Source organism: Pseudomonas sp. LA5 (assembly GCF_028640825.1).
GTDB lineage: Bacteria > Pseudomonadota > Gammaproteobacteria > Pseudomonadales > Pseudomonadaceae > Chryseomonas > Chryseomonas aestiva.
In genome coordinates this window covers 45,051-63,102 of the sequence record NZ_JAQYZY010000060.1, presented here as the reverse complement: position 1 = coordinate 63,102, position 18,052 = coordinate 45,051, and the positions used below count along the sequence as shown (strand labels likewise).

At 67.5% G+C, this 18,052-nt stretch carries 11 protein-coding genes; 8 read left to right on the top strand and 3 right to left on the bottom strand.

Features of this window, described 5'->3' with window-relative positions; genetic code table 11:
• Positions 1–75: 75 nt before the first annotated feature.
• The 3 genes from PVZ72_RS22790 to aceE all read right to left on the bottom strand — a co-directional run bounded on the left by PVZ72_RS22790 (position 76) and on the right by aceE (position 7,624).
• Positions 76–2,682 (bottom strand): putative bifunctional diguanylate cyclase/phosphodiesterase, encoded by a 2,607-nt coding sequence (locus PVZ72_RS22790; RefSeq protein WP_187978462.1) that lies wholly within the window; start codon positions 2,680–2,682, stop codon positions 76–78.
• 282 nt (positions 2,683–2,964) lie between these two features.
• Entirely contained in the window at positions 2,965–4,953 is a 1,989-nt protein-coding gene (gene aceF, locus PVZ72_RS22785; RefSeq protein ID WP_273863080.1) for a dihydrolipoyllysine-residue acetyltransferase, read from the bottom strand.
• Positions 4,954–4,981: 28 nt separating this feature from the next.
• Positions 4,982–7,624 (bottom strand): pyruvate dehydrogenase (acetyl-transferring), homodimeric type, encoded by a 2,643-nt coding sequence (aceE, locus tag PVZ72_RS22780; RefSeq protein ID WP_187978463.1) that lies wholly within the window; start codon positions 7,622–7,624, stop codon positions 4,982–4,984.
• A gap of 329 nt (positions 7,625–7,953) precedes the next feature.
• Here aceE and glnE point away from each other — a divergent pair, with 329 nt between their 5' ends.
• The 8 genes from glnE (at position 7,954) to PVZ72_RS22740 (ending at position 17,889) form a co-directional block, all read left to right on the top strand.
• Entirely contained in the window at positions 7,954–10,914 is a 2,961-nt protein-coding gene (glnE, locus tag PVZ72_RS22775; RefSeq protein WP_273863079.1) for a bifunctional [glutamate--ammonia ligase]-adenylyl-L-tyrosine phosphorylase/[glutamate--ammonia-ligase] adenylyltransferase, read from the top strand.
• A gap of 113 nt (positions 10,915–11,027) precedes the next feature.
• Positions 11,028–12,062 (top strand): lipopolysaccharide heptosyltransferase II, encoded by a 1,035-nt coding sequence (gene waaF / locus PVZ72_RS22770; RefSeq protein WP_273863078.1) that lies wholly within the window; start codon positions 11,028–11,030, stop codon positions 12,060–12,062.
• Complete coding sequence (waaC, locus tag PVZ72_RS22765; protein ID WP_273863077.1) at positions 12,063–13,070, top strand: lipopolysaccharide heptosyltransferase I; 1,008 nt, start codon at positions 12,063–12,065, stop codon at positions 13,068–13,070.
• Positions 13,067–14,185: a glycosyltransferase family 4 protein gene (locus PVZ72_RS22760; protein WP_273863076.1), complete on the top strand. Its 1,119-nt coding sequence runs from the start codon at positions 13,067–13,069 to the stop codon at positions 14,183–14,185. The genes waaC and PVZ72_RS22760 overlap by 4 nt, the downstream gene beginning before the upstream one ends.
• Complete coding sequence (gene rfaP, locus PVZ72_RS22755) at positions 14,182–14,988, top strand: lipopolysaccharide core heptose(I) kinase RfaP (RefSeq protein WP_273863075.1); 807 nt, start codon at positions 14,182–14,184, stop codon at positions 14,986–14,988. The genes PVZ72_RS22760 and rfaP overlap by 4 nt, the downstream gene beginning before the upstream one ends.
• Positions 14,988–15,719, top strand: a complete 732-nt coding sequence (locus tag PVZ72_RS22750) for a lipopolysaccharide kinase InaA family protein (protein ID WP_133862986.1) — start codon at positions 14,988–14,990, stop codon at positions 15,717–15,719. The genes rfaP and PVZ72_RS22750 overlap by 1 nt, the downstream gene beginning before the upstream one ends.
• Positions 15,716–16,471: a lipopolysaccharide kinase InaA family protein gene (locus PVZ72_RS22745; protein ID WP_187978466.1), complete on the top strand. Its 756-nt coding sequence runs from the start codon at positions 15,716–15,718 to the stop codon at positions 16,469–16,471. The genes PVZ72_RS22750 and PVZ72_RS22745 overlap by 4 nt, the downstream gene beginning before the upstream one ends.
• The gene (locus tag PVZ72_RS22740) at positions 16,468–17,889 is read left to right on the top strand and encodes a lipopolysaccharide kinase InaA family protein (protein WP_273863074.1); all 1,422 of its coding nucleotides are present in this window, start codon (positions 16,468–16,470) and stop codon (positions 17,887–17,889) included. The genes PVZ72_RS22745 and PVZ72_RS22740 overlap by 4 nt, the downstream gene beginning before the upstream one ends.
• Positions 17,890–18,052: the final 163 nt, after the last annotated feature.

Here is an 18,052-nt window from a genome sequence, read left to right as displayed (position 1 = left end):
CCTCGTGGGAAAGGGCCAGGCGAAAAGCTCAGTGTACGCAAAATCGCAGCAGCGGGGTCGAGTCCGCGCGGCGGGTCAGCGCGTCGGCAGGTAACGCGCCAGGGCGGCGTCGAGCTGATCGGCCGGGATGGGCTTGTCGAACAGATAGCCCTGGCCGATATCGCAGCGATGGTGGCGCAGGAAAGCCAGCTGTTCGGTCGTCTCGATGCCCTCGGCAACCACCTGCAGCCGCAGGTTGTGGGCCATGGCGATCACCGCGGAGGTGATTTCCATGTCGTCCTGGTTGTCCGGGATGTCCTTGATGAAACTCCTGTCGATCTTGATGACGTCGATGGGGAATTTTTTCAAGTAGCTGAGCGACGAATAGCCGGTGCCGAAGTCATCCATCGCCAGGCTCATGCCCAGGCGCTTGAGGGCTTCGAGGGTGTTGCGGGTGGCGTCGGTGGCATCCAGCAGGAGGCTTTCGGTCAGTTCCAGCTCCAGACGCTTGGGCGCGATGCCCTCCTCGTCGAGGATGGTGACGAAGGACTGCACCAGGTCGGGATCGGTGAACTGCTTGGGCGACAGGTTGATGGCGATCTGCAGATCGTCGAAGCCGGCGGCGTCGAGGCGATGCAGCTGGCGGCAGACCTCGCGGATGACCCATTTGCCGATGGGCACGATGAGCCCGGTTTCCTCGGCGATGCTGATGAACTGGTCCGGGCGGATCATGCCCTTTTCCGGGTGCTGCCAGCGGATCAGGGCTTCCAGGCCGAGCAGCTTGGCGCGTTTCAGGCAGACCTTGGGCTGGTAGTGCACCAGCAGTTCGTTCTGTTCCAGGGCTCGGCGCAGGTTGTTCTGCACGAACAGCTTGTTGCTGGCTTCGGCGATCAGCGCCTCGGTGAACACCTGGACCTGATGGCCGCCGGTAGCCTTGGCCCTGTGCAGGGCGAGGCCGGCGTGCTTGATCAGGGTCTGCGGATCGGTCTCGTGCGGCCGCGCGGTGGTCAGGCCGATCGAGCAACTGATCAGGGTCGGGTGGCCTTCCACATAGAGTGGCGGATCCAGGGCCACCAGGGTGTCGCGGGCCAGGCTGTCAGCGGCGACCGCATCCATGCCTTCGAGCAGCACGGCGAATTCGTTGCTGGCGATGCGGGCGATCAGTGCGCCCTTGCCCAGGGCGCTGCGCAGGCGCCGGGCCAGACCCACCAGCAACTGGTCGCCGATGCGATGACCGAGGCTGTCGTTGACTCTCTTGAAATTGTCGACGTCCACCAGCAGCAGCGAGTGTTCGCGGCTTGGACTGGACTGCTCCAGGCGCGCTTCCAGGCGGGCGATGAAGTGGCTGCGGTTGGCCAGCCCGGTGAGGCTGTCGCGAAACACCAGTTCGTCGTTGTGCTGCTGGGCGAAGCGGGTCTTGCTGGTGTCCTGGAAGATGCCCAGATAGCCCTGCAGGTCGCCATTGGGCTGCTGGATCTTGGACAGCGACAGCTGGCCCCAGTAGGTCTCGCCGTCGCGACGATAGCAGCGCAGTTCGCCTTGCCAGCTGTCCTGGTGCGCCAACCGCTGCCAGGCTTCGTAGAGCAGCTCGCCCCAGTTTTCCAGGGCTGGCAGGGATTCGACGTGCAGGCCCTGCAGCTTGCCGATGGGGTAGCCGGTGATCCGCGCGAAGCTGTCGGTGGCGTGCTCCAGGCAACCGCTGGCATCCAGCAGCAGGAAGGCATCGTTGCTGGCCTCCATCACCCGGGTCAGGGGATGGGCGACCTTGGGCAGGCGCTCCGGCTGCTGGAGGAGGGCGGCCAGGCACTCGGCCAGGCTGCGGGCGAAGGCGACGTCCTCGGCTTCCCAGGTGGCCGCGTGGTCCCGGCGCAGGCAGAGCAGACCGATCAGCTGATTGTCATGCAGCAGCGCCACGTCCAGCGCCGTTCCGCCCCCGGTATGGGGCGGGTGCAGCACCTGACTGGCGTCTTCGATCACGCCCTGCTCGCGCAACCGGCGCCGATGGTCGCTGCACAGCGTTGGCAGGCGCTCTTCCTTGCACAGGGTGACGAGGCCATTGCCCTCGTAACGCCACAGGCTGAGTTCGTCCGCGGCAAAGGCGGCCGGGCCCTCGGCGCGCAGCAATTGTACCAGTTCGTCGTCGACCGGTGCCTGGCGCAGAGCCAGCCGGGACAGTTCGAGCAGCAGGGTCTGCCGCGCCTGGGCCATCCCCAGCCGTTGCTGGCTGTGGTCCTGGCTGTCCTGCAGGAGCGCCAGGGTGGAGCGCAGGGCCAGGTTGTGGGCTTCCCATTCGCCGGCCAGGCCGTCGTCGTTCATCACTCGCAGCAGATAGCCGCGCAGCAGGGGGCGGCCATGGCGCTGCAGGCTTTCGCCCACCTCGACCACCTGGTACGGAGCCGCAGGGGAGTGGAACAGGTAGCGCACCTGATAGCTGCCGTGCTCGGCGAGTTGCAGCTGGATGTCTTCGTGCAGGCGATGACGGACGCTGGGCTCCATCAGGCTGGCATAGGGGGCATCGATGAGCGAGCACAGCGCCTGGGCAGGCAGGCCAAGGCTGGCTTCACAGCGGGAATCGAGATAGAGCATCGCCCAGGAGGCTTCATTCAGACGCTCGAAACGCAGCAAGCCCAATCGGGCAGGAGCGCTGAGCGCGCCCGCCTGATCGGCTACCGCGGCATCGGCAGCATCGGAGTGAATACTCATGCGAGGGTCCGCGTCCTTGTGAAGACGGAAAGATGTCCTAGGTTTATCGGAAAGGACAGACAAATCATTAATCCTTTTTCCTCTCCGCCTCGCCAGCACCCTGGGATCGCTGTCAAGGTTGCCCGATAGAGGTCGGCCCATGCAAGGGGCGGCGCTCGGGGCGCCCATCCTACCTTTTTCCTGGATCTTTCGGTTGATCTGGCAGCAAAAACCCCGCCTGAGCGGGGTTCTTGCGCTACACCAGAAGACGGTAGCGGGAAGCCGTTACCATCCTGTGGCGGCTTACAGCAGCAGGCCGCGGATTTCCGCCAGCAGATCGCCCAGGCGCTTGGTGAAGCGCGCGGCGGCCGCCCCGTTGATCACGCGGTGATCGTAGGACAGCGACAGCGGCAGCATCAGGCGCGGCTGGAAGGCCTTGCCGTCCCAGACCGGCTGCATGCTGGCCTTGGACACCCCGAGGATCGCCACTTCCGGAGCATTGACGATCGGCGTGAAGCCGGTACCGCCGATGTGACCCAGGCTGGAGATGGTGAAGCAGGCGCCCTGCATGTCGTCACCGCTGAGCTTCTTGGTCCGCGCCTTTTCCGCCAGCTGGGCGGCTTCGGCGGCGAGTTGCAGGAGGCTCTTCTGGTCGACGTTGCGGATGACCGGGACCAGCAGGCCGTCCGGGGTGTCCACGGCGAAGCCGATGTGCACGTACTTCTTGCGGATCACCGCCTTGCCGCTGGGGGCCAGGGAGGCGTTGAAGTCCGGCAGTTCCCTGAGCACATGGGCGCAGGCCTTGAGCAGGAACGGCAGGATGGTCAGCTTGACGCCGGCCTTTTCCGCCACGGCTTTCTGGCCGACCCGGAAGGCTTCCAGATCGGTCACGTCGGACTGGTCGAACTGGGTAACGTGGGGCACGTTCAGCCAGCTGCGATGCAGGTTGTTGGCACCGACCTGCATGAGGCGCGTCATCGGCACCTCTTCGATCTCGCCGAACTTGCTGAAGTCCACGGTGGGGATCGGCGGGATGCCGGCGCCACCGGTGACGCCCGCGGCCGCGGCCGGAGCCGCCTTGCTCTTCTGCAGCTGATCCTTGACGTAGGTCTGGACGTCTTCCTTGAGGATGCGACCCTTGGGACCGGTCGGGGTGACCTCGCCCAGATCGACACCGAACTCCCGGGCGACCATGCGCACGGCCGGACCGGCATGGACCTTCTTGCCCTTGCCGGCGGCAGGGGCGCTGGCGGGAGCGGCGGCCTTGGCCGGAGCCTCGGCTTTCTTCTCGGGTGCCTGAGCGCTGGCGGCGGCATTGCCGGCAGCCGGCTTGGCCGCCCGCTTGGGCGCGGCACCGGCCACCTTCAGGGTCAGGATCAGATCGCCGGTCTTGGCCTGGTCATTGACCTTGATGGCGACGCTTTCCACCACGCCCGCCTTGGGCGCCGGAATTTCCATGCTGGCCTTGTCGGACTCCAGCACGATCAGCGACTGCTCGGCCTTGACCTGGTCACCGGCCTTGACCAGCACCTCGATGACGTTGGCACTGCCGGTGGAGCCGATGTCGGGGACCTTGATCTCCTCGACCGATTCACCGGCCGGCTCGGCGGCGGCTTCCTCGTGCAGCTCGGGCTCGGCGGCTTCCTTGGCGGGCTTGTCGCCGGCCTTGGATTCGACGCTCTTGCTCGGCTTGGCATTGGCGGCGCCCTTGAGGACCAGGATCAGATCGCCGGTGCCCACTTCGTCGCCGACCTTGACGGAAACGCTCTCCACCACGCCGGCGGCGGGGGAGGGGATTTCCATGCTGGCCTTGTCGGATTCCAGGGTGATCAGCGTCTGCTCGGCGGCGATGGTGTCGCCAGGCTTGACCGCCACCTCGATGATGCTGGCCTTGCCGCTGGAGCCGATGTCCGGAACGTGAATTTCCTGGGACTCGCCTTCGCCGGCGGACGCCGAAGCGTCCTCGTCGCCGGCCGGCGTCGGGGTTTCGCTTTCCTCGACCTGGGTCTGCTTGGACTCGGCCTTGGGCTCGGCGGCGGGTTCGCTGCCGCTGGCGGCGTCCTCGCCTTCCAGGTCGATCAGCAGATCACCGGTCTTGAGGGTGTCGCCGACCTTGATGTGCAGGGCGGCGATCTTGCCGGCCTTGGGGGCCGGAATCTCCATGCTGGCCTTGTCGGACTCCAGCACCACCAGGCTCTGTTCGGCCTCGACGGTATCGCCGACCTTCACCAGCAGCTCGATGACTTCGCCGTCGCCACTGCCGATGTCGGGTACGCGGATGGTCTCGCTCACAGTTGTTTCCTCTTATCCGTGTGCCGCATCAGCAATCCAGGGGATTGCGCTTCTCGGTGTCGATGCCGAACTTGGTGATGGCGTCGGCCACGACCTTGCGTTCCAGCTTGCCTTGGTTGGCCAGCGCCTGCAGAGCGGCGACGGCGACCCAGCGACGGTCGACCTCGAAATGATCACGCAGCTTCTTGCGGCTGTCGCTGCGACCGAAGCCGTCGGTACCCAGCACCTGGAATTCGGTGGGGACCCACTGGCGGATCTGGTCGGCGAACAGCTTCATGTAGTCGGTGGAGGCGATGACCGGACCCTGGCGCTCGCCCAGGCACTGCTCGACGTAGGTCAGGCGGCGCTCTTCCAGCGGGTGCAGGCGGTTCCAGCGGTCGACGGCCAGGCCTTCGCGGCGCAGTTCGTTGAAGCTGGTGACGCTCCAGATGTCGGCGCCGACACCCATCTCGCGCAGGAGGCTCGCAGCCGCGCGGACCTCGTTGAGGATGGTGCCCGAGCCCAGCAGCTGGACGCGGTGCTTGAAGTCGCCTTGTTCTTCTTCCAGCAGGTACATGCCCTTGATGATGCCTTCCTCGACACCCTGGGGCATGGCAGGCTGCTGGTAGTTCTCGTTCATCACGGTGATGTAGTAGAAGACGCTCTGCTGCAGTTCCATCATCTGATGGATGCCTTCGCGCATGATCACCGCCAGCTCGTAGGCATAGGTGGGATCGTAGCTGCGGCAGTTGGGGATGGTGCCAGCCAGGATGTGGCTGTGACCGTCCTCGTGCTGCAGACCTTCACCGTTCAGGGTGGTACGGCCGGAGGTACCGCCCAGCAGGAAGCCGCGGGTCTGGGCATCGCCCGCCGCCCAGGCCAGGTCGCCGATACGCTGGAAGCCGAACATCGAATAGAAGATGTAGACCGGCAGCATGGGCTGGTTGTAGTTGCTGTAGGCGGTACCGGCGGCGATGAAGGAGGACATGGCGCCGGCCTCGTTGAGGCCTTCCTGGAGGATCTGGCCGTCCTTCTCTTCGCGGTAGTACATCACCTGGTCGCGATCGACCGGCTCATAGAGCTGACCGTGGGGCGAGTAGATGCCCAGCTGGCGGAACATGCCTTCCATGCCGAAGGTACGGGCCTCGTCGGCGAGGATGGGCACGATGCGCTTGCCCAGGTCCTTGTCCTTGACCAGTTGCGACAGGATGCGGCCGAAGGCCATGGTGGTGGAGATCTCGCGATCGCCGGAGCCGTCCAGCACCGCCTTCAGGGTTTCCAGGGGCGGGGTGGGGATGCTCAGGCTGCGCGCGCGACGCTGGGGCAGGTGACCGCCCAGGGACTCGCGACGGCTCATCAGGTACTTCATCTCGGCACTGTCGTCGGCCGGACGATAGAAGGGCAGTTCGCTGAGCTGGGAATCGTTCAGCGGGATGTCGAAGCGATCGCGGAATTTCTTCAGCGACTCCACATCCACCTTCTTGGTGTTGTGCGCGGTGTTCTTGGCTTCGCCCGCACCGGTGCCGTAGCCCTTGATGGTCTTGGCCAGGATGACGGTGGGCTGGCCCTTGTGGTTGACCGCCTGGTGGTAGGCCGCATAGACCTTGTAGGGATCGTGACCGCCACGGTTGAGCTTCCAGATCTCGTCGTCGGACAGGTCCTCGACCATCTTGAGCAGCTCGGGGTTGGCGCCGAAGAAGTGCTTGCGCACATAGGCACCGTCCTTGGCCTTGTAGTTCTGGTATTCACCATCGACCACGGCGTCCATGCGCTGCTGCATGCGGCCTTCGGTGTCGCGGGCGAACAGCGGATCCCACATGCGGCCCCAGAGGACCTTGGTGACGTTCCAGTCGGCGCCACGGAAGATGCCTTCCAGTTCCTGGACGATCTTGCCGTTGCCACGGACCGGGCCGTCGAGGCGCTGCAGGTTGCAGTTGATGACGAAGATCAGGTTGTCGAGGTTCTCGCGGCCGGCCAGGGAGATGGCGCCCAGGGTTTCCGGCTCGTCGCACTCGCCGTCGCCGATGAAGCACCAGACCTTCTGCTTGCCGGCGGGGATGTAGCCGCGGTTCTCCAGGTACTTCATGAAGCGGGCCTGGTAGATGGCGGTGATCGGACCCAGACCCATGGACACGGTCGGGAACTGCCAGAAGTCGGGCATCAGGTGCGGGTGCGGGTAGCTCGACAGGCCCTTGCCGTCCACTTCCTGGCGGAAGTTGTTCATCTGGTCTTCGGAGAGGCGGCCTTCCAGGAAGGCACGGGCGTAGACGCCGGGGGACGCGTGGCCCTGGTAGTAGATCAGGTCGCCGCCGTGCTCTTCGTTGGGCGCCTTCCAGAAATAGTTGAAGCCGATGTCATAGAGGGTGGCGCTGGAGGCGAAGGTGGAGATGTGACCACCCAGATCCGGATCCTTGAGGTTGGCGCGCATGACCATCGCCAGGGCGTTCCAGCGAACCAGCGAGCGGATGCGTCGCTCCATGAACAGGTCGCCCGGCATGTGGGCTTCCCGGGTCACTGGAATGGTGTTGCGATAGGGGGTATTGATGGAGTAGGGCAACTGGGTACCACTGCGGGTAGCCAGTTCGCCCATGCGGGTCATCAGATAATGAACGCGCTCCTCGCCTTCGTGGTCGAGGACGGACTCCAGGGCGTCCAGCCATTCCTGGGTTTCGACGGGATCGAGATCTTGCATGGCTTGCTCCAGGGCGGAAAGGCTTCCAAAATCGGTCGCCTCAGGGTCGCCGCCGGCCTCTTGGGGGCAGCGAAAATTCTTGGATTTATGACCGGACGGTTCCGATCGGCGTGTAGTTTTACTACAAATTCAAATCCGTTTCAGCTCCGAGCTGTAATGCGATAAAAAACAATTCGACGTTTGTCGAACGCGCTGCTCGAGGGCTCGCGAACTCCGAACCGCGGACGAGAAAACGGTTCCCGCTCGGACCAGGTGGTCCGTCGGAATGTCCCGGGTAGGGGGTTCGCGGCAGGGTGGTGGGGTTCGACCGTCCCTGCGCAGGACTGCCCATGATACCCCTCCTTCGTCCCGAACTGCCTCCGACTCTTGTCGCCTGTGCCGAGCTCGCCGACCGGCGTCTGGCCGACGCCCTGTCCCCGCTGCCCGCGGCGGCGGCCCGCCAGGCGAACTGGCCCGCGCCGCTGCGCGCCGAGTGGCGGCGGGTGGCCGCCCTCAGCGATTTCGTCGTCGAGCAGTTCTGCCGCCTGCCCGAGCCTTGCCTGGCGCTGGTCGACAGCGGCGATCTGGAGCTGTCGCTGGCGCCGGGGGCGATGGCGCAGCGCCTGCGCGAGGCCCTGACCGACTGCCCGGACGAAGCCGAACTGGGGCGCCGGCTGCGGCGTTTTCGCATGCTGCAGCAGGTGCGCATCGTCTGGCGCGACCTGACCCGGCGCGCCGATCTGGTGGAGACCTGTCGGGACCTCAGCGACCTGGCCGACGCCTGCATCGACCAGGCCTGCGCCTGGCTCTATGCCCAGCAGTGCGGCCAGTTCGGCGTGCCGACCGGGCGCCACAGCGGTCAGCCCCAGCAGCTGGTGGTGCTGGGCATGGGCAAACTGGGTGCGGGAGAGCTGAATCTGTCCTCCGATATCGACCTGATCTTCGCCTATGGCGAGGGCGGGGAGACGCGCGGCGCGCGGCGCGAGCAGGACAACCAGGAATTCTTCACCCGCCTCGGACAACGCCTGATCAAGGCGCTGGACGCCACCACGGTGGAGGGCTTCGTCTTTCGCGTCGACATGCGCCTGCGGCCCTATGGCAGCGCCGGCGCCCTGGTGCTGAGCTTTGCCGCCATGGAGCTCTATTACCAGGACCAGGGCCGCGACTGGGAACGCTACGCCATGATCAAGGCACGGGTGGTCGGCGGCGACCAGGCCAGCGGCGCCGAGCTGCTGACCCTGCTGCGGCCCTTCGTCTATCGGCGCTATCTGGATTTCTCCGCCATCGAAGCCCTGCGCAGCATGAAGCAGCTGATCCGCCAGGAGGTGCGCCGGCGCGGCATGACCGACAACGTCAAGCTGGGCGCGGGCGGCATCCGCGAAGTGGAATTCATCGCCCAGGCCTACCAGCTGATCCACGGCGGGCGCGATCCGGCACTGCAGCAGCGCCCGCTGCTCGGGGTACTGACCAGTCTGCGCGAGCGCGACTATCTGCCGGCCGCGGCCGAAGCGGAGCTCCGCGAGGGCTATTGCTTCCTGCGCTATGTGGAGCACGGGCTGCAGGCCATCGCCGACCAGCAGACCCAGACCCTGCCAGTGGACCCTCAGGGTCGGGCGCGGGTGGCCTTCCTCATGGGGTATGCCGACTGGGATGACTTCAGCGCGGCGCTCGACGGCTGGCGCAGCCGCATCGACTGGCACTTCCAGCAGACCATCGCCGATCCCGAGGAGGAGACCCAGAGCGCCGAGCTGGAAGACAGCTGGCTGCCGCTGTGGGAAGACCTGCTCGACCCCGAGGAGTCCCTGGCGCGACTGCGCGCGGCGGGCTTCCAGGCGCCGGAGCAGGCGCTGGAATTGCTGGCCAGTCTGCGGGCCAGCGGCCAGGTGCGGGCCATGCAGCGCGCCGGTCGCGAGCGCCTGGATGCCTTCATGCCACGGCTGCTGGATGCGGTCAGCGCCGACGAGCAGCCCGATCGGGCGCTGGAGCGGGTGCTGCCGCTGGTGGAAGCCGTGGCGCGACGCTCCGCCTACCTGGTCCTGCTCAGCGAGAATCCGCCGGCCCTGGCGCGGCTGCTGGAGCTCTGCGGCGCCAGTGCCTGGGTGGCCGAACAGATCACACGCTATCCGGCGCTGCTCGACGAATTGCTCAACGAGGGCCGGCTCTATCATCCGCCGCAGAAACCGGAGCTGGCCGCCGAATTGCGCGAGCGCCTGATGCGCCTGCCCGAAGAGGATCTGGAGCAGCAGATGGACGTGCTGCGTCACTTCAAGCGCGCCCACAGCCTGCGGGTGGCGGCGGCGGAGATCGCCGGGAGCCTGCCGCTGATGAAGGTCAGCGACTATCTCACCTGGCTCGCCGAGGTGATCCTCGAAGAGGTCTTCGGCCTGGCCTGGCGCCAGCTGGTGCAGCGCCATGGCACGCCGCAGCGACGCGACGGCTCGCCCTGCCAGCCGGACTTCGTCATCGTCGGCTACGGCAAGGTCGGCGGCATCGAGCTCGGCCATGGTTCGGATCTCGATCTGGTGTTCATTCACGACGCCGATCCCCTGGCCGAGACCGATGGCGCCAAGCCCATGGATGGCGCCCAGTTCTTCAATCGCCTCGGCCAGCGCATCATCCATCTGCTCACCACCACTACCCCGGTGGGCACCCTCTACGAGGTGGACATGCGCCTGCGGCCGTCCGGCGCGGCGGGGCTGCTGGTGAGCTCGCTGGAGGCCTTCGAGCGCTACCAGCAGAGCGAGGCCTGGACCTGGGAGCACCAGGCGCTGGTGCGCGCGCGGGTGGTGGCGGGTTGCCCGCGGCTTGGCGCGCGCTTCGACGCGGTGCGGGCGCGCATCCTCGGTCGGCAGCGGGAGCTGGCGACCCTGCAGGCCGACGTGGCCGGCATGCGCGACAAGATGCTCGACAACCTCGGCACCGCGGTGACCGCCGGCGGACTGGGGCCGAACGCGCGCCGGCCGGAGCAGCGCTTCGACCTCAAGCAGGATGCCGGCGGTATCGTCGATATCGAATTTATGGTCCAATATGCCGTTCTGGCCTGGTCGTGGCAGCATCCCGAATTGCTGCGTTTTCCCGACAACATCCGCATCCTGGAATCCCTCGAAGCGGCTGGTCTGGTACCGGCCACGGACGCCATTGCCCTGCGCGAAGCCTACAAGGTCTACCGCGCCGCGCTGCACCGCCTGGTGCTGCAGAAGCAGCCGGGCAAGGTGCCGGCCGACGGCTTTCTCGCCGAGCGCGACGAAGTGCGCCGTATCTGGCACGGCCTGGGGCTGGACACGCCGTCCGGCAATCCGGCCACCTTTTAGGCCGTCATCAGTAAGGAGAGGCAAGATGTCGATGTCCGTGCGCGAGCTTTCGATCAGGCCGGGCCTGAGGGAGTGGGAGTCGGCCACCCGCTAGGTGCCGATCGCCTTCCAGCATGAATATTCTGATCATCGGACCCAGTTGGGTCGGCGACATGGTGATGGCGCAGACCCTCTTCGTCTGCCTCAAGCGCCAGCATTCCGACTGCCAGATCGACGTCCTCGCCCCCGAGTGGAGTCGCCCGCTGCTCGAGCGCATGCCCGAGGTGCGCGAAGCCCTGAGCTTTCCCCTCGGCCACGGCGCCTTCGAGCTGGCCACCCGCCGGCGCATCGGCCAGCAGCTGCGCGGTCGCTATGACCAGGCGATCCTGTTGCCCAACTCGCTGAAGTCGGCGCTGGTGCCCTATTTCGCCGGCATCCCCAAGCGTACCGGTTGGCGCGGCGAGATGAGATTCGGCCTGCTCAACGACATCCGCACCCTCGACAAGGCGCGCTATCCGCTGATGATCGAGCGCTTCATGGCGCTGGCTTACGCGCCCGGTGCGGAGTTGCCCAAACCCTATCCCAAGCCACGGCTGGCCATCGACCCGGCCAGCCGTGACGCCGCCCTGGAGCGCTTCGGCCTGAGCCTGGACCGGCCGGTGCTGGCGCTCTGCCCGGGCGCCGAATTCGGCGAGGCCAAGCGCTGGCCGGCCGAGCACTACGCCGCCGTGGCCGATGCCCGGCTGCGTCAGGGCTGGCAGGTCTGGCTGTTCGGCTCGCAGAAGGACGCCCCCGGTGGCGAAGAGATCCGCGAGTGGGTCACCCCCGGTTTCGAGGAAGATGTCTACAACCTCGCCGGGCGTACTTCCCTGGCCGAGGCCATCGACCTGCTTTCCTGTGCCAGTGCGGTCATCAGCAACGATTCCGGTCTGATGCACGTGGCCGCCGCCCTGGATCGCCCGCTGGTGGCGGTCTATGGCTCCACCTCGCCGGGCTTCACGCCGCCGCTGGCCAGCCAGGTCGAGGTGGTGCGCCTGGGGCTGGAGTGCAGTCCCTGCTTCGACCGTACCTGCCGCTTCGGCCATTACGATTGCCTGCGCCTGCTGCAGCCGAGCCTGGTGCAGGAGGCGCTTGGCCGCCTGGTCGCCGATCCGGTCGAGGTGGGCTAGATGCGCGTGCTGCTGATCAAGACCTCCTCCCTCGGCGATGTCATCCATACCCTGCCGGCCCTGACCGATGCGGCGCGGGCCATCCCCGGCATCTGCTTCGACTGGGTGGTGGAGGAGGGCTTCGCCGAGATTCCCGCCTGGCACCCGGCCGTGAGCCAGGTGATCCCGGTGGCCCTGCGCCGCTGGCGCAAGCAGCCCTTTTCCGCCTGGGCCAGTGGCGAGTGGGGCGAATTCAAGGCGCGCGTGCGCGAGCAGCGCTATGACCGGGTGATCGATGCCCAGGGCCTGCTCAAGAGCGCCTGGCTGACCCGCTACGCCGAGGCGCCGGTGGCCGGTCTCGACCGCAACTCCGCCCGCGAGCCCCTGGCCAGCCGCTTCTATGACGAGCGCTATCATGTCGCCAAGGGGCAGCACGCCCTGGAGCGGATCCGCCAGCTGTTCGCCCAGGCCCTGGACTATCCGCTGCCGGCGGGCGTGGGTGACTACGGCCTGGATCGGCAACGCCTGGCCGGCACCAACGAGACGCCCTATGTGGTGTTCCTGCACGGCACCACCTGGGTCAGCAAGCACTGGCCCGAGGCCCACTGGCGCGAACTGGCCGAGCGCATGAGCCAACTGGACTGGCCGGTGCGACTGTTGTGGGGCAACGAGGCGGAACATGCCCGAGCCGAACGCATCGCCGACGGCCTGGATGGCGTCCAGGTGCTGCCGCGACTGAATCTCGCCGGGGTGGCCAAGGTGCTGGCCGGCGCCCGTGCCTGCGTGGCGGTGGATACCGGCCTCGGCCATCTGGCCGCGGCCCTGGACGTGCCCACCGTGTCGCTCTATGGCCCGACCAGTCCGAAGAAGGTCGGCGCCTATGGCCGCTCCCAGGTGCACCTGAGCGCCGTGGGGCTGGACGGCACCGACGAGCCGCGCGATCAGCCCGCGGCCAGTCTCGCCGCCCTGACCCCGGAGCGGGTTGAACTGGAACTGGAAACCCTGCTGTTGGAAGACCTCCCCGCATGACCCTGGCTTTCGTGCTCTACAAGTACTTTCCCTTTGGCGGCCTGCAGCGGGACTTCCTGCGCATCGCCCAGGAGTGCCAGCGCCGGGGCCATGCCATCCGCGTCTACACCCTGATCTGGGAAGGCCCGGTGCCGGAGGGCTTCGACGTGCGGGTGGCCAGGGTCAGCGCCCTGTTCAATCACCGGCGCAACGAGAAATTCCACGCCTGGCTGCAGGCCGACCTCGCCCGCGATCCGGTGGACCGGGTGATCGGCTTCAACAAGATGCCGGGGCTGGACGTCTATTACGCCGCCGATCCCTGCTTCGAGGACAAGGCCCAGACCCTGCGCAATCCGCTGTATCGCCAGTGGGGTCGCTATCGCCACTTCGCCGAATACGAGCGCGCGGTGTTCGCCCCCGAGTCGCCGACCGAGATCCTGATGATCTCCGAGGTGCAGCAGCCGCTGTTCGTCAAGCACTACGCCACGCCGGCGCCGCGCTTCCACCTCCTGCCGCCGGGCATCGCCGCCGATCGTCGCGCGCCGGCCAACGCCGCCGAGATCCGCGCCGATTTCCGGCGCGAATTCGGGCTGGAGGAGGGCGAGCTGCTGCTGGTGCAGATCGGTTCCGGCTTCAAGACCAAGGGCCTGGATCGCAGCCTGCGCGCCCTGGCCTCTTTGCCCAAGGAGTTGCGCAAGCGCACCCGGCTGTTCGCCATCGGCCAGGACGATCCCAAGCCCTTCCTGCTGCAGGCCAAGGCGCTGGGCGTGAGCGAGCGGGTCGAGATCCTCAAGGGGCGCAGCGACATCCCGCGCTTCCTGCTCGGCGCCGATCTGCTGATCCATCCGGCCTACAACGAGAATACCGGCACCGTGCTGCTGGAGGCGCTGGTCGCCGGGCTGCCGGTGCTGGTCACCGATGTCTGCGGCTATGCCCACTACATCGACGAGGCCCGCGCCGGCGCGGTGGTGCCGTCGCCCTTCGTCCAGGAGACCCTGGACCGGATGCTCGCCGAGCTGCTGGCCGATCCCGAGCGCCGCGCGGTGCAGGGCCGCAATGGCCTGGCCTTCGCCGCCAGCGCCGATCTCTATTCGCTGCCCGAACGCGCCGCCGATGTCATCCTGGGGGTGGCATGACCCTGCAATTGCGTGAGCCCTTCGCCAGCCGCTGGGCCGGCCAGGATCCCTTCGTCGCCGTGGAGGCCCTGCAGGGCCAGGTCTATCGCGAGCTGGACGGACGCCGCACCCTGCGCACCGAGGTGGCCGGTCGTGGCTACTTCGTCAAGATCCACCGCGGCATCGGCTGGGGCGAGATCGCCAAGAATCTGCTGCAGGCCAAGCAGCCGGTGCTGGGTGCGCGCCAGGAATGGCAGGCCATCGAGCGGCTGCACCAGGTCGGCGTGCCGACCATGACCGCGGTGGCCTTCGGCGAGCGCGGCGCCAATCCGGCGACCCAGCACTCCTTCATCATCACCGAGGAGCTGGCGCCCACCGTCAGCCTCGAAGACTTCAGCCTCGACTGGGTCCGCCAGCCCCCCGAGCCCCTGCTCAAGCGGGCGCTGATCGCCGAGGTGGCGCGCATGACCGGGGCCATGCACCGGGCCGGTGTCAACCATCGCGACTGCTACATCTGCCATTTCCTGCTCGACACCGCCCAGCCGGTCACCGTGGCCAATCTGCAGCTCTGGCTGATCGACCTGCACCGCGCCCAGTGCCGCACCCAGGTGCCCCGGCGCTGGCGCGACAAGGACCTGGCCGGGCTGTATTTCTCCGCCCTGGGCATCGGCCTGACGCAGCGCGACTTCCTGCGCTTCCTGCGGGGCTACTTCCAGCGGCCGCTGCGCGAGATCCTGCGCGACGAGGCACCGCTGCTGGCGCGTCTGGAACGCAAGGCCGCCGCCTTGCTGGAACGCAAGGAACGCTACGGGGACCGGCTCTGATGGCTGACTGGCGCATCGATTCCAGCGTCGCCCACCTGCCCGAATTCGCCACCCTGGAAGCGGTGTTCGCCCTCGGCGGCGAACGCCTGACCAGCGATCCGCTGTCGGAAGTGGTGCGCATCGAGCGCGACGGCATCCGCTACTACGTCAAGCGCTACCACGGCGCCGGCAAGGGGCTGCGGCGCTATGTCGGGCGGCCGCGGGTCAAGGCCGAATGGCAGAATCTCAAGCGTTTCGCCAAGTGGGGCATCGCCACCGCGCCGGTGGTGGCCTGGGGGATGGAGCGCTCGCCCCGGGGCTTCGCCCGCGGCGCCATGATCACCCGCGAGATTCCCGACACCCTGGACCTCGCCGAGCTGGCCAGGCGCGAGGATCCGCGGCTGCGCGACCGGGTGTGGGTGGACAACGTCAGCCGTCAGCTGGCCGCGGCGACCCGTACCCTGCACGACCACCATTTCGTCCATAACGATCTCAAGTGGCGCAACCTGCTGGTGGATGGTCAGGGCGTGCTCTATCTCATCGACTGCCCGGCCGGCGCCTTCTGGGTCGGCCACTGGCTGCGCTGGCGCATCGTCAAGGACCTGGCCTGCCTGGACAAGGTGGCCAAGTACCAGCTGTCGCGCACCCAGCGCCTCAGGTTCTATCTGCAATACCGCGGTCGCGCGCGCCTCAGCGACAACGACAAGGGGCGCATCCGCGAGGTACTGGACTATTTCAAGGGGCGGGAATGAACGAGGTGTGGGCGGCCGAGGATCGGGCCGTGCTGGCCGGCCAGGGCCTGGACAGCTTCGCGGCGCTGTGGGCGCTGGAGCTGACCGCGGTGGACGAACCCAACCAGGGACGCGGCGGTTTCAGCCAGGTGTTTCGCCTGGACGTTGGCGGCCATGGCTACTACCTCAAGCGCCAGCGCGACTACCTGACCCGCACCCTGGCCCGCCCGCTTGGCGAGCCGACCTTCGCCCGCGAGAGTCGCAACATCCGCCGCTACGCCGAGCGCGGCATCCCGTCGCTGGAGCTGGCCTATTACGGCGAGCGCCGCGATGACCAGGGCTGGCGCGCCATCCTGCTGACCCGGGCGCTGGATGACTGGCGCGATCTCGACAGCTGGCTGCGTGTCTGGGCGCACCTGGCTCCCGAGGAGCGCCAGGCGGTGCTGGTCGCCGTTGGCGAACTGGCTCGCCAGCTGCACGGCGCCGGCCAGGTGCACGGCTGCTTCTATCCCAAGCATCTGTTCCTGCAGCGTCAGGGCGAAGGCCTGGCCGCGCGGCTGATCGATCTGGAAAAGACCCGGCCGCTGCTGTTCGGCCGGCGCGATCGCCTGCGCGATCTCGAACCCCTGCTGCGCCGCGCGCCGCAATGGAGCGAGCAGGACATCGCCCGCCTGCTGGCGAGTTATCTGGACCAGCCGCTGGACAGCGTCGCCGTGCGCGACTGGAGTCGGCGTCTGGCCGGGCGTCGCCGCCACAAGGAGCGCAAGGCATGACCCTGGAGCAACTGACCAAGGCCGGTCGTGCGCCGACCCTGCCGTTGCGCATCGAACTGCCCAGTGGCGAGTTGGAACTGCTGTCGCTGCTCAGGGTGCTGCCCGGTCAGCGCTATGTCGGCGAGGCCCGCTGGCAGGGCCGGCGGGTGCTGGCCAAGCTGCTGGTCGGCGAGCGCGCGAGTCGGCAATTCGCCCGCGAGCGCGAGGGGTGCCGCCTGCTGGCGGCCGCCGCGGCGCCGACCCCCACGCTGCTGGAGAGCGGCGAGGCGAGCGGGCAGGGCGCCTGGCTGCTGTTCGACTTCATCGAGGCGGCGCCCAGCGTCGAGCAGCTCTGGCAGCCGCTCGTCACCGAGCCGCCCCTGTCGCCGGCACAGGACGCGTTGCTCGGCGCGGCCCTCGCCACCCTGGCGCGGCTGCATGCCCAGGGGCTCTGGCAAGCCGATCTGCACCTGGACAACCTGCTGGTCAAGGACGGCGCCGCCCTGGTCATAGACGCGGCGGACATCCAGGCCGAGACCGTCGGCCAGCCGCTGTCCCAGGCGCGGGTGCAGGAGAATCTGGCGGTGTTCTTCGCCCAGTTGCCGGCCGCCCTGGATGCTCAGCTGGAAGAGCTGCTGATCCACTACCTGCTGGTCAATGCCGAACACGCCCTGCGCCTGGAAGCTCTGCTGGCGCGTATCGCCGAGATCCGCCGCTGGCGCCTGGCCGACTACCTGAAGAAGAGCGGCCGGGAATGCACCCTGTTCGCCGTCACCCGCAGCGCCTTTGGCCTGATCGCCGTGCGGCGCACCTGGCTGAGTCGCCTGGAAGGCCTGCTGGCCGATCCCGACGCCGCCCTGGCCGGCCTGCCGACCTTCAAGGACGGCGGCGCCGCCACCGTGGCCCGCGTGCAGTGGCAGGACCAGGACCTGGTGCTCAAGAGATACAACATCAAGGGCTTCGGCCATTGGCTGACGCGCTTCTGGCGACCGAGCCGAGCCTGGCACAGCTGGCGCGAGGGGCATCGGCTGCGATTCCTCGGCATTCCCACTCCCGAGCCGCTGGCCGTGCGCGAGCGCCGCTTTCTCGGCCTGCGCGGGCGCGCCTATCTGGTCACGCCCTTCGTCGACGGACCCAATCTGCTGGAGCGCTTCGCGCCCTATGTGCAGTCGGCGCCGCCTGCGGTCGAGCTGGAGGCCTTGCTGGCGCTGGTCGAGGCCCTGCGTCGCGAGCGCCTCGGCCATGGCGATTTCAAGGGCACCAACCTGATCTGGCATGAAGGTCGCTGGCTGGTGATCGACCTCGACGCCCTCCAGGCCCATGGCAGCGACCGTGCCTACGCCGCCGCCTATGCCCGCGACCGCGCCCGGCTGTTGCGCAACTGGCCGGCCGACAGCGCCCTGCATCGCCTGCTCGACGAGCGCCTGCCGCCAGCCTGAGCGCCGACCCGCCATCTGTACCGGGGCTGAATCGCCGTGCGCTAGGCCCCGCTCCGGCGTGCGGCCATTACCCGTGGCCTGCCTGAACGGCTATAATTCGCCGTTTTTGAGGCGAGGCGGGCCTGCAGCGGCCTCGCGAAACCCCGGCGAACTCCTCTGGCTT

Excerpts from the sequence above, each read along its gene's own strand:
- PVZ72_RS22740 (WP_273863074.1), top strand. The coding sequence starts at position 16,468 with ATGACCCTGGAGCAACTGACCAAGGCCGGTCGTGCGCCGACCCTGCCG.
- waaF (WP_273863078.1), top strand. The coding sequence starts at position 11,028 with ATGAATATTCTGATCATCGGACCCAGTTGGGTCGGCGACATGGTGATG.
- PVZ72_RS22760 (WP_273863076.1), top strand. The coding sequence starts at position 13,067 with ATGACCCTGGCTTTCGTGCTCTACAAGTACTTTCCCTTTGGCGGCCTG.
- PVZ72_RS22790 (WP_187978462.1), bottom strand. The coding sequence starts at position 2,682 with ATGAGTATTCACTCCGATGCTGCCGATGCCGCGGTAGCCGATCAGGCG.
- rfaP (WP_273863075.1), top strand. The coding sequence starts at position 14,182 with ATGACCCTGCAATTGCGTGAGCCCTTCGCCAGCCGCTGGGCCGGCCAG.
- PVZ72_RS22750 (WP_133862986.1), top strand. The coding sequence starts at position 14,988 with ATGGCTGACTGGCGCATCGATTCCAGCGTCGCCCACCTGCCCGAATTC.
- aceE (WP_187978463.1), bottom strand. The coding sequence starts at position 7,624 with ATGCAAGATCTCGATCCCGTCGAAACCCAGGAATGGCTGGACGCCCTG.
- waaC (WP_273863077.1), top strand. The coding sequence starts at position 12,063 with ATGCGCGTGCTGCTGATCAAGACCTCCTCCCTCGGCGATGTCATCCAT.
- PVZ72_RS22745 (WP_187978466.1), top strand. The coding sequence starts at position 15,716 with ATGAACGAGGTGTGGGCGGCCGAGGATCGGGCCGTGCTGGCCGGCCAG.
- glnE (WP_273863079.1), top strand. The coding sequence starts at position 7,954 with ATGATACCCCTCCTTCGTCCCGAACTGCCTCCGACTCTTGTCGCCTGT.